Here is a 15,540-nt window from a genome sequence, read left to right on the forward strand (position 1 = left end):
TCAAAACTTTGAAACCATGCCAGTCCGTTCGGACAGGCATGGAGGCCTCCCCCTCTTGGAGATCTTGTAGGGCGTCTCGATTGCAGAAATTCGACGGCTTTGAGTCAGCGTTGCGTTGTCATCGCGCGCGCCTTGGCGTCGACCTGGTCGACACCGCGCAGCGGATCGCCGGACGCTTCGAGCATGTTGTTGAACACGCGCAGGTCACCGGTCGTGATGTGGCGGATCTTCTTGTCGCGCGACCATTCCAGCCCGATCAGCTGGCCCAGGCGGCAGGCCTTGGGCAACAGGGCCGGCTGCTCCCGAGAGCCGCCCTTGGCCATCAGCTTGGCGACGATGTCGTTCCAGTTCGGCGACCCTGAGAAACAGAACGGCAGGTGGTCGCAGGTCCCGGTCCAGAAGCGCTTGTACCAGCGGGCATGGACTGGCGTGTCGTAGTTCAGGCCGTGGCTCGGCGCGACAAATGACCGGCAGTCGTCGCGGACGAACTCCTCGGCTTCGACGGCGTGGGCGACCAACAAGGCCGCGGCGAGGACCGACGCCATAAGAACGGACTTGGCGAGACCAACCAAGAAGGCTTCTCCAGATGAACTGAAGCGTTGTTAAGTCCGCGTCTTCGACAAAAATGCGGCGGTCGCCTCGATCGCGTCAACGAGCCCCACCCGCTCGATGGTCACGCCCTCGGGCAGGCTGGAGAACAGACGCGTGGGCGCGGCGGCGTCGAGCATGACGAAGACGCCCTGGTCGTCGGCGCGGCGGATCAAGCGGCCGAACGCCTGGCTGATCCGGGCCCGGGCCACGGCGTCGTCATAGCCCTTGCCGCCAAAGCGCAGGCGGCGGGCCTTGTGCAGGACGTCGGGACGCGGCCACGGCACACGGTCGAAGACCAGCAGACGCAGAGACCGGCCCGGCACGTCGACGCCGTCGCGAATGGCGTCGGTGCCCAGCAGGCAGGCGTCCTCCTCGGCCCGGAAGATATCGACCAGCGCGCCGACCTCCAGCGGGTCGACGTGCTGGGCGTAGAGCGCCAGGCCCTGGTCGGCCAGCGGCGCGGCGATGCGCTCGTGGACGGCCTTCAGCCGGCGGATGGCGGTGAACAGGCCTAGCCCCCCGCCCCCGGCGGCCAGGAACAGCTCGCGCATCGCGGCCGAGACCTGGCGCGGGTCTTCCTTGTTCACGTCGGTGACGACATAGGCCTTGGCGTGGTTCGCATAGTCGAACGGCGAGACCAGGCGCAGCACCTTGGGCGCGGTCGGCAGGCGCGCCGCGCCGGTGCGCATCTCGGCCAGGGCGAACGGATCCTCCAGGGCCGGGTCGACCAGGGTGGCGCTGGTCACGAGCACCCCGTGGGCGGGCGACAGCACCGCCGCGCGCAGCGGCTCGGTCGGGTCCACCCAGTGGCGGCGGCAGGCGGCGTCCACAACCCGACCGTAGAGGAAGGTCGCCTCGAACCAGTCGACGAAGTCCGGGTCGGTCTCGGTCGGATCGACATCGTCGTCCTCGATCGCCTTCAGGATCGAGCGCCAGGCCGGCAAGGTCATGCGGGCGCGACGATCCAGGCCCCGCAGCGCGCCTTCGATGCGGGCGCGTTCGGAAGGACCAAGATGCTCGGCCTCCTCGTCCAGCACATCTTCGAGCGCCCGAGCCAGGGCCAGCAGCGGGGCCTCGAGCGAGGCCAGGGCCCTGGCCGCTTCCGGCGCCCGCTCGCGAACCAGATCGGTGGCCGGACGGGCGTCGCATTGCAGGCCGAGATCCGCCCCGCCGCGCTCGCTGGTGCGGGCTCGCAACTGTTCGATGACGGCGACCAGGAAGTTCTCGATCGGTCCGATCGGATTGATCTGGCCGTCCGGCGGCGCGACGCGGCCCGACCAGCCCTCGCCCGGCAAGGCGGCGGCGGCGTGGATCGCCTGGGTCATCGCCCCGCGTGCGCCCTCGCGGTCCCCGAGGATGTCGAGCAGGCGGGCTTCCAGGCCGCGCCCGCGCCGGCCGCGTCCCTCGGGTCCGCGGATCCAGCGGCGCAGCTCCGCGGCCTCGGCCCCGGACAGAGCGGCCGAGAAGGCGCTGTCTGCCGCCTCGAACAGGTGGTGGCCCTCGTCGAAGACGATGCGCTTGAGGCTGGTGGTCTCGTTGTCGCCCTTCAAACCCCGCGCCGTCCGCGCCCCGTCGAAAGCGGCCTGGGTCAGCACGAGGGCATGGTTGGCGATGACGATGTCGGCGCGCTTGGACGCCCGCACCGCCTTTTCGATATAGCAGATGCGATAGTGCTGGCAGCCGGCGTGGATGCACTCGCCGCGCCGGTCGACCAAGTTCGAGGGGCTGGCCTGGGCCGAGGGCGGCACGGCCGACAAGGTCGGCAGCCAGGCCGGAAAGTCGCCACCGGTCATGTCGCCGTCGCGGGTGGCGCGCGCCCAACGGGCGGTCAGGGCCAAGCCGATCAGGTCGCCGTTGCCCAGCTGGGCGCCGTTGATCTGTTCCTGGAAGTTCAGCAGGCACAGATAGTTCTCGCGGCCCTTGCGCACGACCGCCTTGCGGGCCCGCTCCTTGGGGTCCGGATAGATCGAGCGGCTCTCGCGCTCGATCTGGCGCTGCAGGGCGCGGGTATAGGTGCTGACCCAGACCGATGGCCCGTTGGCCTCGGCCCACAGCGAGGCCGGCGCCAGATAGCCCAGGGTCTTGCCGACGCCCGTGCCGGCCTCGGCCAGCATCATGCGCGGCTCGCCCTCGCGCTCGCGCGGCTGGAAGGCGAAGGCGGCCTCCTTGGCGAAGGTCACCTGAGCCTCGCGCACCTCCTCCAGGCCAGAGCGGTGCAACAGCTCTGCCAAGCGCTCCCCAGCCCGTTCGGGATCGATCGGGCGGGAGCCAGCCTCGCCCGGCGGGGCCTGGTCCTCCCACTCGGCGATGCGGGCCCAGACGTCGAGGCCCGAGCCCCGGAACTGGTTGCCGGCCTGGACCGAGCGCAGCGCGCCGATGACGGCCGGTCCCCACGACCAGCCAGCCTTGGCCAGGGTCTCGGCCACGGCCAAGGCCTCCTCGCGCGATGGAACCGGCGTCAGGGCCAGCTCGCGCAGCAGGGCGTCGGCGCTTTCGCGCAGGCTCTGAGCTTGCTCCGCCGCGCCATGCGGTTCGACCAGACCCAGCGCCATGGCCAGGCCAACGGCCGACGGCGCGCAGAAGGTGGCCGGGCGGACGAAGGCGTAGAGTTCCAGCACGTCGAACAGACGCGGCCCGCGCGACGGCGGCGACAGGTTCAGGCGCCGGGCGGTCATGGCCGCGTGGGCCACCAGCACCGGGCCATGCTCGAACAGGTCGCGGGCGTCCGGCGCGCGCAGGATCCGACCTTCGCCGCCGCCATCGGCCATGCCGGCCCGCGGCCCGGGCAGAACGACCAGGGCGGGCGCGAGATCCAGAGTCGGCGGGAAAGCGGTCACGCGAGTCTGTTAGCAAAAACCGGCGCGAAACAGAATGGGAACAACGGCTTTTCGGCTCAGACGATCGGGCCGTCCTCATCGTCGAAGCCTTCCAGCCGGTTGATCGCCTTCTGGGCCTTCTGCCGCAGGTCGGCGTCCTGGCTCTCGGCCGCCCGGCGATACATCAGCAGGGCCAGGTCATCATCGGCCTTAACGCCCTGGCCGCGCTCGCACATGACGCCCAGATCGTACCAGGCCTCCAGATAGCCCCGGTCGGCGGCCATCTGGAACCAGCGCAGCGCCTCGGTGTAGTTGATCGGCACGCCCTCGCCGTTGTGATGCACGACGCCCAGGTTCGACATGCCCGCGGGCAGGTCGTTGCTGGCGGCGGCGGCGTAGAGGCGCAGGGCCTCGGCGTGGTCCTGCCGCACACCCGCGCCCTCCGAGTGCAGGCGGCCCAAGGCGTTCATGGCGTCGGCCGAGCCCATCTCGATCGCCCGGCGCAGCATCAGCACGCCCTGGGCCAAATCGATCCTGGTCCCATAACCGTCGAGATAGGCCTCGCCGGCGCTATAGGCCCCGCGCGCCGAACCGGCGGCGGCCGCCTTCAGGTACCAGGACAGCGCCAAGCGCCGGTTCTCGCGGATGCCGCCGCCGCCCTCGTGGGCGACGCCGACATTGTACATGCCGTTCGGATCGCCCAGCTGGGCCGCGCGGGCGTAGAGCTTCAACGCGGCCCGACGGTCGGCCTTAACCCCGTCCGCGCCGTCGAAATAGACGTTGCCCAGCTCGACCATGGCGTCGGTGTCGCCGCAGGCCACGCCCTTACGCAGCCAAAACAGCGCCTGGGGCACGTCACGGCCCACGCCTTCGCCGTCCAGGTACAGCATGGCCAGGTCGACATAGCGCGTGGCGTCGCCGCGCTTGGCCTGACTGAGAGTGGTCTCGAACGTCGCCTTGGCCTCGGAAGGACCGCCATAAGAAACAACGTCCGCCCACGCGCGAGCTCCGCCGTCGATCGACAGCGCCAAGCCCAACAGCACGGGCAGCATCCTGTTCCGCATCACGTCCCCACCGTCTCCCGATCGTCGCATCGACGGGCGGGGCGTCAAGCCAGACAACCGCAAGCCCGACCCCGCGCAACCGGACTCGCCCGCCAATTGCGCAAAGGACGGCGCAAAAGACGGATGAAACAGAAGGGGAACATGCTATATCGCGAACAATGCTCGCGGCTGACGCCCTTCCCCCCAGGTTCCGAGACTGGTTCGCCGCCCGCGGCTGGAGCCCGCGTGAACATCAGCTGGCCATGCTGGAGAAGGCCCGCCAGGGGCGCGGCGCGCTGCTGATCGCCCCGACCGGCGGCGGCAAGACCCTGGCCGGTTTCCTGCCCAGCCTGATCGAGCTGAGCGAGCGGCCGCCGCGCAATACGCCGGCCGGCGTCCACACCCTCTACATCTCGCCGCTGAAGGCCCTGGCCGTCGACGTCGAGCGCAACCTGCTGACTCCCATCCGCGAGATGGGCCTGCCGATCGTGGCCGAGAGCCGCACCGGCGACACCGGCGAGAGCCGCAAGGCTCGCCAGCGGATCAAGCCGCCCGACATCCTGCTGACCACGCCAGAGCAGCTCGCCTTGTTCTGCGCCTGGGAAGGCGCGCGCGAGTACTTTGCCGACCTGCGCTGCGTGATCATCGACGAAGCCCATGCGATCTGGCCGTCCAAGCGCGGCGACCTGCTGGCGCTCGGCCTGGCGCGGCTGCAGCTGTTCGCGCCGGCGCTGCGGCGCGTGGGGCTGTCGGCGACGGTGGACGATCCAGACCTGGTGCGGAAGTGGCTGGGGCACAATGCGCCTCCCCACCCGGGGGAAGAGGTCCATGAACCCGACATCGATCTCGTCCTCGGCTCGGGCGGCGCGCAGCCCGTGGTCGAGGTCCTGGTCTCCGGCGGTCGCGTGCCGTGGGCCGGCCACACGGCCGAGCACGCGATGGCCGAGGTCTATGAGATCATCAAGTCGTCCCAGACCGCCCTAATCTTCGTCAATACCCGCTTCCAGGCCGAGTTCGCGTTTCAGAGGCTGTGGGAGCTGAACGACGAGGGTCTGCCGATCGCCCTGCACCACGGCAGCCTGTCGGCCGAGCAGCGGCGCAAGGTCGAGGCCGCCATGGCCAAGGGCGCGCTGCGGGCCGTGGTCTGCACCTCGACCCTCGACATGGGCATCGACTGGGGCGACGTCGACCTGGTCATCCAACTGGCCGCGCCCAAGGGGGCCTCGCGGATGGTCCAGCGGATCGGCCGCGCCAACCACCGCCTGGACGAACCCAGCCGCGCCCTGTTCGTGCCCGCCAGTCGCTTCGAGATGCTGGAGTGCCGCGCCGCCGCCGACGCCATCCTGGAAAACCATCTGGACGGCGACCCGCCACGGATCGGAACCCTGGACACCCTGGCCCAGCACGTCATGGGTTGCGCCTGCTCCGAACCGTTCGACCTGATCGCCCTCTATGACGAGGTGCGCTCCGCCGGTCCCTATGCCGAGCTGTCTTGGGAGGATTTCGAGACCGTCGTCGACTTCGTCTCGACCGGCGGCTACGCGCTGCGCACCTATGACAAGTTCCGGCGCATCGTGCGCAACGAGGACGGTCTGTGGACCGCCCGCAACGCCCAGGCCCGCCAGCAGCACCGGATGAACGTCGGGGCCATCGTCTCGCCGGGCATGATCAACATCCGCATCGGCGGCGGCCGCAAACCCGTGGGCGGCAGGAAGATCGGCGAGGCCGAGGAAGGCTATTTCGAGCAGCTGACGCCCGGCGACACCTTCATCTTCGCGGGCCAGGTCTGGCGCTACAACAGCATGGTCGGCGCCGACGCCTTCGTGTCGCCCGCGCCGAACGACGATCCCAAGATGCCCAGCTGGGGCGGCTCGAAGTTCCCGCTCTCGACCTATCTAGCCAGCCGTGTGCGCCAGATGATGCACGACGAGCGCGAATGGACAGCCCTGCCCCCGGACGTCCAGGAATGGCTGGCCTGGCAGAAGGTCCGCTCGGCCATTCCGGACGAGGGCGAAATGCTGCTGGAGACCTTTCCGAACGGAAAGCGCTTCCACATGGTCTGCTATCCGTTCGAGGGCCGCCTGGCCCACACCACCCTGGCCATGCTGCTGACCCGCCGGCTGGATCGGCTGGGCGTCGGACCGCTGGGCTTCGTCTGCAACGACTACGCCCTGAACCTGTGGTCGCTGCGGCCGATGGACAACCTCGATCTGGACGAGCTGTTCGCCCAGGACATGCTGGGCGACGACCTGGAGGCCTGGCTCGACGAGAGCTTCATGATGAAGCGGGCCTTCAAGCATTGCGCTCTGATCGCCGGCCTGATCGAACGGCGCCACCCGGGAGCCGAGAAGTCCGGGCGGCAAGTGACCTTCTCCACCGACCTGATCTACGACGTGCTGCGCAAACACCAACCCGACCACCTGATGCTCCGCTGCGCCCGGCACGACGCCGCCACCGGCATGCTCGACATCGCCCGGCTGGGCGACATGCTGACCCGCGTGCACGGGAACATCCGCCACATACCGCTGGATCGCGTCTCGCCGTTCGCCGTGCCGATCATGCTGGAGATCGGCCGCGAGCGCGCGCCGGGAGACGCCGCCGGCGAGATGATCCTGGCCGAGGCCGAGGAAGACCTGATCGCCGAGGCCATGTCGTGACGCGTTTCCAACCCTCCGTCTGTGGCGGTCTGCGGATCGCCCTATCCAATGTCGAGGTCATGCTGCGCTGGTCCGGGGCGATGTGGCTGGAGGCCCAGCGCACCCTGGTGGTCGCCGACCTGCACTTCGAGAAGGGCAGCAGCTACGCCGCGCGCTTCGGCCAAATGCTGCCGCCCTACGACACCCGCGAGACCCTGGACCGGCTGGACCGCGAGATCGCCCTGCTCTCGCCGGCGCGGCTGATCTTCTTAGGCGACAGCTTCCACGACGGCGGCGGCGAGGCCCGGCTGGCGGCCGACGACTATCGACGCCTGGAGGGGCTGGCCCTTGGCCGCGAGCTGGTCTGGGCGGTGGGCAACCATGACGCCGACGGCCCCCGGGTTCTGCCCGGCGAGATCATCGACGAGGCCGTGATCGCGGGCCTGACCCTGCGCCACGAACCCCTGCCCGGCGTGCAGTTGGGCGAGGTCGCTGGCCACCTGCATCCGGCGGCCAAGGTCACCAGCGGTCGCGCCACGATCCGCCGCCGCTGCTTCGTCACCGACGGCCAGCGGCTGGTGCTGCCGGCGTTCGGCGCCTTTACGGGCGGGCTGAATATCCTGGACGAGGCGTTCTCGAACCTGTTCGCCGGCCCGCTGTTGGCGGGCGCGCTGGGGCCCAAGCGGGTTCACGCGGTTGGCGTCAAGTCGCTGCGACCGGACTAGGACCGACTGGAGATCTGCAGGGCGTTGCCGTCGGGATCGCGCCCGTCGCAGATGTCGAACTTGGCCGAGGACTTGACCGGGCCCAGAGCCTTGAAGCCTCGCAGGATCAGATTAGCCCGCGCCGTCCCGACGTCCGTTGCGTGAAAGACCAGCTTTGGCGGCCTGGCGCCGACCTTCGAACGGCCGGCGTGAATCGCGATGGCGCAAGCCCCGCCGTCGAGTTCGACCCAGCCTTCCTCGGTTCCGATGACCGGCAGCCCGATGACATCGCGATAGAAGGCGGCCAGCCGGGGCACGTCTGACGAAAAGAGAATGATGCGTTTGAGGGCGAGGTCCATGTCGTTCCGATCTTCGGTTGCCAGGACCTCACTGATCGGGTCGCATTTATTTTAACAAGCCCATCACGGGCTACATATGCAGCGCCTGCTCCAGCGAAAACGCCAGCGATATGGCCGCGCCGGCCGTCATCAGGGTGCGCATGCGCGGGCGCCAGGTCGGGCCGTCGTGGTCGGTGACGTCCCAGACCCATTGCAGCAGGAAGACCAGCAGGAAACCCGACAACTGCCAGGCCGGCTCGAACTTCAGCTCGCCCAGCAGCAGGCCGAATCCGGCCAGGGGGAACAACAGCGAGATGCCCAGCACCGACCAGCGCGGGCTGGGGTGCTCGATCTCCAGCCCCGTGCGCACGCCGCCGAAATACGAGACCATGGCCGCCGAATAGGCCAGCAGCCCCAGCAGCGACGATTTCTGGATGGCGACCGGGCCGTAGCAGAACAGCCCCGATGCGATGAAGAAGGGAATGAGGGTCGATAGACCAAAGACCCATACCGCCGGCGGAACCGGCGTCCGCTCCGCCGCGGACTCGTTCATGACTCAACTCCTTCGGAAGGCGACCGAAGCCGCCCACCCTGCCCCGAGCGCGACTATTACCGACACGAGCCCATAGGTCCACGGACGATCTTTCGCGAACAGGTAGAGCGCCCGCTCGGCGCCGGCCTTCTCGACCACCAGGGCGCGGTCGCGGATCGAGACCGGCTTGCCGTCCTGGAACAGCACGATACGGGCGGTGTACTGGCCGATCGGGGCCTCGGCGGGCAGGTCCAGCTGGGCGCGGAACAGGCCCTTGTCGACGAAGCGGACCCCGCGCGGGTCGGCGGCGTAGAGGCCGGCCTTCTGCTTCAGGCGCAGCACGGCGCGCCGCCAGTCCAGATAGTCGGCGCCCAGGCGGCTGACCACGACGTCGCGGACGCCGTAGGTGGTCTCGACCCGCTGCTCCAGCGGCGCGGCGATGGCCAGGTGCTCAAGGCCCGCGCCAAGATGTCGCAGAGGTGCGAAGCCGGCGATCTCCTGCAAAGGCCGGGTCGAGGCCACGCGGTAGAAGCCGGGCGCGCCCCGGAACACCACCGGCCGGCTGTTCAACCACAGACCGGCGACCTGGGTCTTGCGGGCGATGCGCAGCGGCTGGTCGGGACCGCGTACGATGACGACGATGTCGCTGGGGCGATCCTTGGGGTCGAAGACGGCGCCGTACAGCACGATCCGCGCGCCCCGGAAGCCGGAGCTGACCCGGATCTCGGTGTCGGTCAGGGCCGCCGACACAGCGGCCGCCGGCGGGGCCTGAACCAAAGGAACCTGCGCGGGCGCGGTCATCGCGGCGTCCCCGTCATCAGGACGAAGGCTTCCTCGGGCTTCAGGAACAGGCCCGCGCCCATGCGCAGGCCGACCAGCAGCACCAGCAAGGCCAGCAGGGCCCGCAGCTCCTCGGCGCGGAACCGGCCCGAGGCCCGCGCGCCCAGTTGGGCCCCAATCACCCCGCCCAGCAGCAGCAGGGTCGCCAACACGATGTCGACCGTCTGATTGCGGCCGGCCTGCAGCACGCTGGTCAGCGAGGTGGTGATGACGATCTGGAACAGGCTGGTGCCCACCACGACCGGCGCGGGCATCCGCAGCAGGTAGATCATGGCCGGCACCAGGATGAAGCCGCCGCCGACGCCCATCACCGCCGACAGGATCCCCACGAAGACGCCCAACAAGATCGGCGGGATGACGCTGATATAGAGCCGCGAGCGCGGGAAACGGACCTTGAACGGCAAGGCGTAGAGCAGCAGCGGCCGGCGATCACGGCGCGGCTTGGGCGGCTGGCCGCTGCGGCGACGCAGGATGGCGCCGACCGACTCGGTCAGCATCAGCCCGCCGATGACGCCCAGGAACAGCAGGTACGAGACCGAGACGGCGAAGTCCGCTTGGCCAATCAGGCGCAGCCAGCGGAACACCTCGACCCCGGCGAACGAGCCGATCGCCCCGCCGCTGGCCAGCACCGCGCCCATGCGGAAGTCGACCGCGCGCTTCTTGCTGTAGGCGATGACGCTGGAGACCGACGAGGCGGCGACGTGGTTGGCCTCGCTGGCCACGGCCACGACCGGCGGGATGCCCATGAACACCAAGACCGGCGTCATCAGGAAACCGCCGCCGATGCCGAACATGCCGGAAATGAAGCCGACGAGCCCTCCCAGCACCACCAGCAGCAGCGCGTTCACCGACACCTCGGCGATGGGAAGGTAGAAGTGCAAAGCTCGCGCGGCCCTTGCGGCGTCAGGGATATCCCTGATTGCCGGTCGGGGCCTTGCGCGTCAACGCGAAGCGATCAGCGCGCGTAGACCGCCAGACGGTTCAGGGTCTCGCCGTCCATGGCGCCCGAGGCCGGCAGGCCCTGGTCGCGCTGGTAGGCGGCGATGGCCATGCGCAGGGCCGGCGAGGCGACGCCATCGCGCGGACCTTGGTAATAGCCCAGCTGCGACAGCACTTTCTGGGCCAGGCCCAGATTGGCGTTGGCGGCCGGGGCGGCGGTCGACAGGCTGGCCGTCTGGGCCTGGGTCTGCGGACGGAAGGCCAGGGCCGAGCGATCGGCGGTCTGCTGTGCCTCGGCCGTCAGCTGGGCGCGCAGGGCCTGGGCGCGGCCGCGGGCTGTAGCGTCACCGGCGCGGCCGGCGATCACGTACCACTTGTAGGCCTCGGCCGGGTTCTGGCTGACGCCGAAACCGCCTTCGTAGAGCTGGGCCAGGTTGAACTGACTGTCCACCAGGCCCAGGTCGGCAGCCTTGCGGAACCAAGTGGCGGCGGTGGTCACGTTGCGCGGACCGCCTTCCCCCTTGAAGTAGTAGAGCGCCAGGTTGTGCATGGCGCGCGGATCGCCGCCGGCGGCCGCGCGCTCACTCCAGCGGCGGGCCTCCGGCATGTCCTGCTTCACGCCCTTGCCGCTCTCGTACAGCTTCGAGAGGTAGAACTGGGCGGCCGGGTAACCGCCGTTGGCGGCTTGCTTGAGCGTGTCCAGGCCTGAGCGGTCGCCGGTCTCGATCTTGCGGACGCCATCCTCGAACAGGGCCTTGGCGTTGTCGGCGGGCTGGGCCGGGGTGAGCGCGTCGACCGGCGTGGCCTGGCCGGCGGTCAAGGCCACGGCGGCGCGCGGCGATCCGGGGGTAGTGTCGGCTTCGGGGCTGGTGACCACGACATCGGCCTTGCGACCGGCGATGGCGGCGGCGACGCGGTTGGGCGCGGCGCCCGAACCGTCGGTATTGAGCAGCAGCAGGCCGCCCACGCCCGCGCCCAGGGCGCCGGCGGCGCCGAACACGGTGACGGCGGTGGCGACGGTCGCGCCCAGGCGGCGCTTCTGCTTCTTGGAGGTGAAACCGCCGAAGCCGCTGAACAGCGAACCCGACTTCTCGCCCTTGGCCTTCTTTTCCGACTTGGCCTTGCCAGCGCCCTTGGCGTCGGCGGCCGCCGCGGCGCGCGCGGCGGCGCGGGCCTGCTCGATGATGTCGCGAGTCGACAGCGGGCGCGGCGGTTCGGGCGGGGCGAAGTCGGAAACCTCCGGCTCGATCTCGTAGCGCGGCGCTTCCGGCTCGAAGCCGTCGGCGATCGCATAGTCGTCGTGCGCGAAGGAAGGCTCTTCCGGCTCGGCGGCCGGGAACTCGGCGACCTCGAAGGCCGGCGCGCGCGACGGCGCCGGCGGCGCTTCGAAGACGTCCTCGTCCTCATGCGTGTCGTGGCCGCTGAACGACGCGGCCTGACCGAAATAGCTATCCTCGAACGGCGAGATGGCCGGCGCGGGGCGGGTCGGCGCGGGGGCCGGAGCGGCGACGACCGGCGGCGGCGCGGCCTCGAGCTTGCGCTGGGCGTCGTGCAGGCGGGTGTCGATCTTCTCGCGCGCTTCCTCCAGCATGCGGAGCGTGCGCTCCTCGCTCTGGCGGATGCGGTCGACCAACTCCTGGCTGGAGCGTTCGTGGCGTTGGTTCAGACGCTCGGTGACGCGAGCGACCTGCTCGCCGACATCGTCGATGGCCAGGGCGTTGCGACGTTCGGCGCTGCCGATGCGCTCGGCCAGCTTTTCGGTGATGCGGGCGATCTCGCCGCCCAGCTTTTCCAGGGCTTGAGCCTGGACGCTGTCGGCGCGGTTCAGCTTGTGCTCGACGGTCGCGGCGATGCGAGCGACCTCGCCCCCGACCTGCTCAATGGCCGTGGCGTTGCGCTGCTCGGCGGCCTGGACGCGGCGATTGAAGGCGTCGGCGACGCCGACCACTTCGCGGCCCATGCGCTCGATGGCCTGGGCCGAGCGCTGCTCGGCGGCCTGAACGTGCGCGGCCATCTCGCCCAGCTTGCGCTCCATGCGATCGAAGCGGCCGTCGGCGCTTTCGCGCAGCTTGGCGGCCATCTCGACCCGGGCGGCTTCCATGCGCTGAGCCAGGGTGGCGGCCAGGGTGTCCAGGCGCTCCTGCACGCCGGCGGCCGGATTGGCGCCTTCGACGGCGCCCAGACGGCTGTCCAGGGCCGAGAACGACGAGCCCAGCTCGCGCAGGGCTTCGCTGGTGCGGGTCTCGGCGGCTTCCAGGCGCTCGCCCAGACGCGCCACGACGGCGTCGACCAAGGCGGCGGGATCCTGCGGGGTCGCCGATTGTTCGTTGATGCGGGCTTCCAGCGCGGCGATCGCCTCGCGGGTGCGGGCCTCGCCGTCATAAAGATGGCTGGCGACCTTGCCGAGCGCGCCTTCCAGCGCGCGCAGCGCTTCGGCCGAACGCGGCCCAGCCGCCTCGGTCTCGATGCGGCGCACACGCTCCACGGCGCGGGCCTGCTCGGTCTTAAGCTCGTCCACAGCGCCTTCGAAACGAGCGGCGACGGCGATCTGTTCACGCTCGGATTGTCCCAATCGCGTGAGCGCGTCGCGGACGGAGTGGTCGATGCCGGAAATGGCGGCGGCGTTGCGGCCCTCGGCCGCCTCGATGCGTTGGGTCAGACGGTCGAGCGCGATCGCGACGCGGCCGACCTCATCTGCCGGATGCTCGGCGATCTCGATACGCGGGGGCGCATCGTCCTTGACGATCTCGAGATAGGCGCGGCTGGGCGCGCTGTCGGAATTGGCGTTCTGCTCCGAACCCTGACCATCGCCTTCGATGATCATTCGATTGAGCCATTCGCCCAGAGTCATGCCGGAGCGACGCGCGAGGTCCTTGGCGACCTCACGTGCCTTGGGGTCGATCCCCTTTACGCTCCATGGCGAAGCCGCCGTCATGCGAATCGATCTCCACACATCTGTGGAAAACGCTAGTCACCGATTCCTGGGGTGTAAACGCGACGAAAACGCTAGATCTAGCGCCTTACCGATTCACTGTGGAGGAATCGGGACAGAGTCCCAAGGTTCTGTAGCGCGCTTCAAATGCAAGAGGGTTAACGCACGTTAACCATTTGCCAGGCGGATTGTCGCAGGCCTAGAAGGCGCCATGGACCTCGCCATCACCATCGCCCTGACGGCCACGTTTCTCGTCCTCGCCGTCGTCTGCGGCTGGTTCGGCGCGCGCCCGATCAATGTCCTAAAGGGCCCGCGCATGGTTCCGTGGCGCCCTCTGATGATGGTCTGCGTGGTCGGCCTGATGCTGATGGTCGTGCACCTGGTGAACCTTCTGGGGGTCGAGACCGGCGGCCAGCCGCGCTACTAGGTCGCGCCTAGCTGGAGGCCTTCTTCGGCCGTTTCGCGAGCCCGGAGACCCCGCCCGAGGACAGCAGACCGATGTCGGCGAGCAGAAAAGGGATGGCCCACTTCTGGGGCGCGGCAATGTAGCGCGGCTGCCAGACGGGGTCGTACTTGTCCTTGTACCGCCGAACGCCCTGGAAATTGTAGATCTCCTCGCCGCGCTCGTAGAGGAGCCGGCCGACCCGCGACATGATCGGGGCCAGCGGGCGGTCCTGCAGGCCGGCCAGGGGCGCGACGCCGAACTCGAACGCCTGGTAGCCCTCGTCCTTGCCCCACTGCAGGAGTTCGACGAACAGGTAGTCCATGACGTTCTTGGGCGCCTCGTCCGAGTAGCGCATCAGGTCCATCGAGAACGCGGTCTTACTGGACGTCGTCCACAGGGTGGCGAAGGCGACGATCTTGCCCTCGCTGCGCACCACCGCCACCGGGAACTCGGCCACGTAGCGCGGATCGAAGCCGCCCATCGAGAAGCTCTTCTCGCCGCCGGCGTGGTGGCTCAGCCAAGAGTCCGAGATCCCCTTCAGCTCGTCCATGATCGCCACGGCCGCGCCCACGGGCAGGACTTCGAAGGCCGCCCCGCCCTCCCCCGCCTTGCGCCAGTTGCGGCGCAGGACCTCGCGGCGGCGGCCGACCAGACTGAAGGCGTCCAGCGGTACGGCGGCGCTCTCGCCGGTCTTCTGAATGGCCAGTCCGAGATCGACGGTGTCGGGCAGGTCCTCGGGACCCAGGCCGTAGAAGCCCGCGCGCGCCGCATGGGCGTCGGCCAGCTCGCGGAAGCGCCAGAAGAGCTCCATGCGCTCCTCGCTCTTGCCGACCGGCGGCCCCAGGGCGATCCAGGACCGTCCCCGTACGCCGAACATCAGGAAGCTGTCGCCCGAGGCCGAGAACAGGAAGCGCTTGTCGCCCAGCAGGGCCAGGTTGGCGCTGGGCTCGGCGTCCTCGGCCTTGGCGAGGATGGCGCGGACACGGTCGAAGTCGGGATCGGTGTCGTCGACCACGGCCGGGGTGGCGGCGGTGGCGACCAGCCGCCAGACCCCGACGGCCAGCAGCACGATGGCGGCGGCCACCGACGAGCGGATGGCCCGGGCGGCCTCGTCATGGTCCTGCAGCACCCGGATCCAGGACTTGTCGGCGAATTCGGTGTGGTTGAATGACCACCAGCCCAGCAAGCCCGCGCCCGCCACGGCCGCGCCGGCCGACAGCAACCAGCCGGGCGTGATCTCCATCTTGGTCAAGGCCGCCTTACGGGGGAAGGCCTCGTGGAACGGCAAAATGCCCAGGAAGCAGACCGACAGCATCGCCGTCTCCTCCCAGTTCAGGCCCTTGAAGATGGCCAGCACCGCCGAGGCGGCCAGCACGATCAGAGCCGCCCACCACGCCGCGCCCAGCCGCGCGCGCAGGCCGAACGCCAGCAGCAGCAGCACAAGGCCCAGGATCGAGGAGAAGAAGTGGCTGATCTCGATCAGCAGGTCGGGCGCGAAGGCCAGCAGCAGCAGGAAGCGGGTGGGCTCCGAGGGCGTCGCGCCCGAGGCCAGCAGCATGACCCCGGCCGACGCGGCCAGGATCGCCGCCAGGGTCGGCGCGATCGCCAGGGCCGCGGGCCTGAAAACGGTCGAGGACATCCAGATCCCGAAAGGACGAATCCCTCGCGGGATCCAGCAGCGGCCCCTCCTATACAGCGCAAACCCCGGACCGGTCGCGGGCCAA

At 69.5% G+C, this 15,540-nt stretch carries 12 protein-coding genes; 3 read left to right on the forward strand and 9 right to left on the reverse strand.

Annotated elements, in window-relative coordinates; translation table 11 throughout:
• Window positions 1–104 precede the first annotated feature (104 nt).
• From ABIC66_RS05905 to ABIC66_RS05915, 3 genes are read right to left on the reverse strand one after another with little or no spacing between them, the layout of a single operon-like run.
• Window positions 105–545 (reverse strand): hypothetical protein, encoded by a 441-nt coding sequence (locus ABIC66_RS05905; protein ID WP_354068510.1) that lies wholly within the window; start codon window positions 543–545, stop codon window positions 105–107.
• 57 nt (window positions 546–602) lie between these two features.
• Entirely contained in the window at window positions 603–3,428 is a 2,826-nt protein-coding gene (locus ABIC66_RS05910; protein WP_354068512.1) for an ATP-dependent DNA helicase, read from the reverse strand.
• Window positions 3,429–3,484: 56 nt separating this feature from the next.
• Window positions 3,485–4,471 carry a tetratricopeptide repeat protein gene (locus tag ABIC66_RS05915; RefSeq protein ID WP_354068514.1) on the reverse strand — a complete coding sequence of 329 codons (987 nt, stop codon included), beginning with the start codon at window positions 4,469–4,471 and terminating at the stop codon, window positions 3,485–3,487.
• 158 nt (window positions 4,472–4,629) lie between these two features.
• Between ABIC66_RS05915 and ABIC66_RS05920 the strand changes: the two genes are divergently transcribed.
• Together ABIC66_RS05920 and pdeM are read left to right on the forward strand one after the other, a co-directional pair.
• Window positions 4,630–7,107, forward strand: coding sequence for a ligase-associated DNA damage response DEXH box helicase (locus tag ABIC66_RS05920; RefSeq protein ID WP_354068516.1), 2,478 nt, complete (start codon window positions 4,630–4,632; stop codon window positions 7,105–7,107).
• Entirely contained in the window at window positions 7,104–7,811 is a 708-nt protein-coding gene (gene pdeM, locus ABIC66_RS05925) for a ligase-associated DNA damage response endonuclease PdeM (protein WP_354068518.1), read from the forward strand. Before ABIC66_RS05920 ends, pdeM begins: the two co-directional genes overlap by 4 nt.
• On the opposite strand, the gene ABIC66_RS05930 is transcribed toward pdeM, so the two are convergent.
• The 5 genes from ABIC66_RS05930 to ABIC66_RS05950 form a co-directional block, all read right to left on the reverse strand.
• The gene (locus ABIC66_RS05930; protein ID WP_354068520.1) at window positions 7,808–8,149 is read right to left on the reverse strand and encodes a VOC family protein; all 342 of its coding nucleotides are present in this window, start codon (window positions 8,147–8,149) and stop codon (window positions 7,808–7,810) included. The two genes, pdeM and ABIC66_RS05930, sit on opposite strands and share 4 nt — an antisense overlap.
• A gap of 70 nt (window positions 8,150–8,219) precedes the next feature.
• Window positions 8,220–8,681 carry a DUF3429 domain-containing protein gene (locus ABIC66_RS05935; protein WP_354068522.1) on the reverse strand — a complete coding sequence of 154 codons (462 nt, stop codon included), beginning with the start codon at window positions 8,679–8,681 and terminating at the stop codon, window positions 8,220–8,222.
• Between the two features lie 3 nt (window positions 8,682–8,684).
• Window positions 8,685–9,461 (reverse strand): TIGR02186 family protein, encoded by a 777-nt coding sequence (locus ABIC66_RS05940; protein ID WP_354068524.1) that lies wholly within the window; start codon window positions 9,459–9,461, stop codon window positions 8,685–8,687.
• Window positions 9,458–10,381: a sulfite exporter TauE/SafE family protein gene (locus tag ABIC66_RS05945; protein WP_354068526.1), complete on the reverse strand. Its 924-nt coding sequence runs from the start codon at window positions 10,379–10,381 to the stop codon at window positions 9,458–9,460. Before ABIC66_RS05945 ends, ABIC66_RS05940 begins: the two co-directional genes overlap by 4 nt.
• Before the next feature lie 74 nt (window positions 10,382–10,455).
• Complete coding sequence (locus tag ABIC66_RS05950) at window positions 10,456–13,374, reverse strand: peptidoglycan-binding protein (RefSeq protein ID WP_354068528.1); 2,919 nt, start codon at window positions 13,372–13,374, stop codon at window positions 10,456–10,458.
• A 208-nt stretch (window positions 13,375–13,582) separates the two neighbouring features.
• On the opposite strand from ABIC66_RS05950, the gene ABIC66_RS05955 reads away from it, so the two are divergent.
• Window positions 13,583–13,798, forward strand: coding sequence for a hypothetical protein (locus ABIC66_RS05955; protein WP_354068530.1), 216 nt, complete (start codon window positions 13,583–13,585; stop codon window positions 13,796–13,798).
• Between the two features lie 7 nt (window positions 13,799–13,805).
• Here ABIC66_RS05955 and ABIC66_RS05960 read toward each other — a convergent pair whose 3' ends face one another.
• On the reverse strand, window positions 13,806–15,455 hold the full coding sequence (locus ABIC66_RS05960; RefSeq protein WP_354068532.1) for a phosphatidylglycerol lysyltransferase domain-containing protein: 1,650 nt from the start codon (window positions 15,453–15,455) through the stop codon (window positions 13,806–13,808).
• Window positions 15,456–15,540 lie beyond the last annotated feature (85 nt).

The sequence above is a fragment of the Caulobacter sp. 1776 genome (genome assembly GCF_040545685.1).
In the GTDB taxonomy this organism is placed as follows: Bacteria; Pseudomonadota; Alphaproteobacteria; order Caulobacterales; family Caulobacteraceae; genus Caulobacter.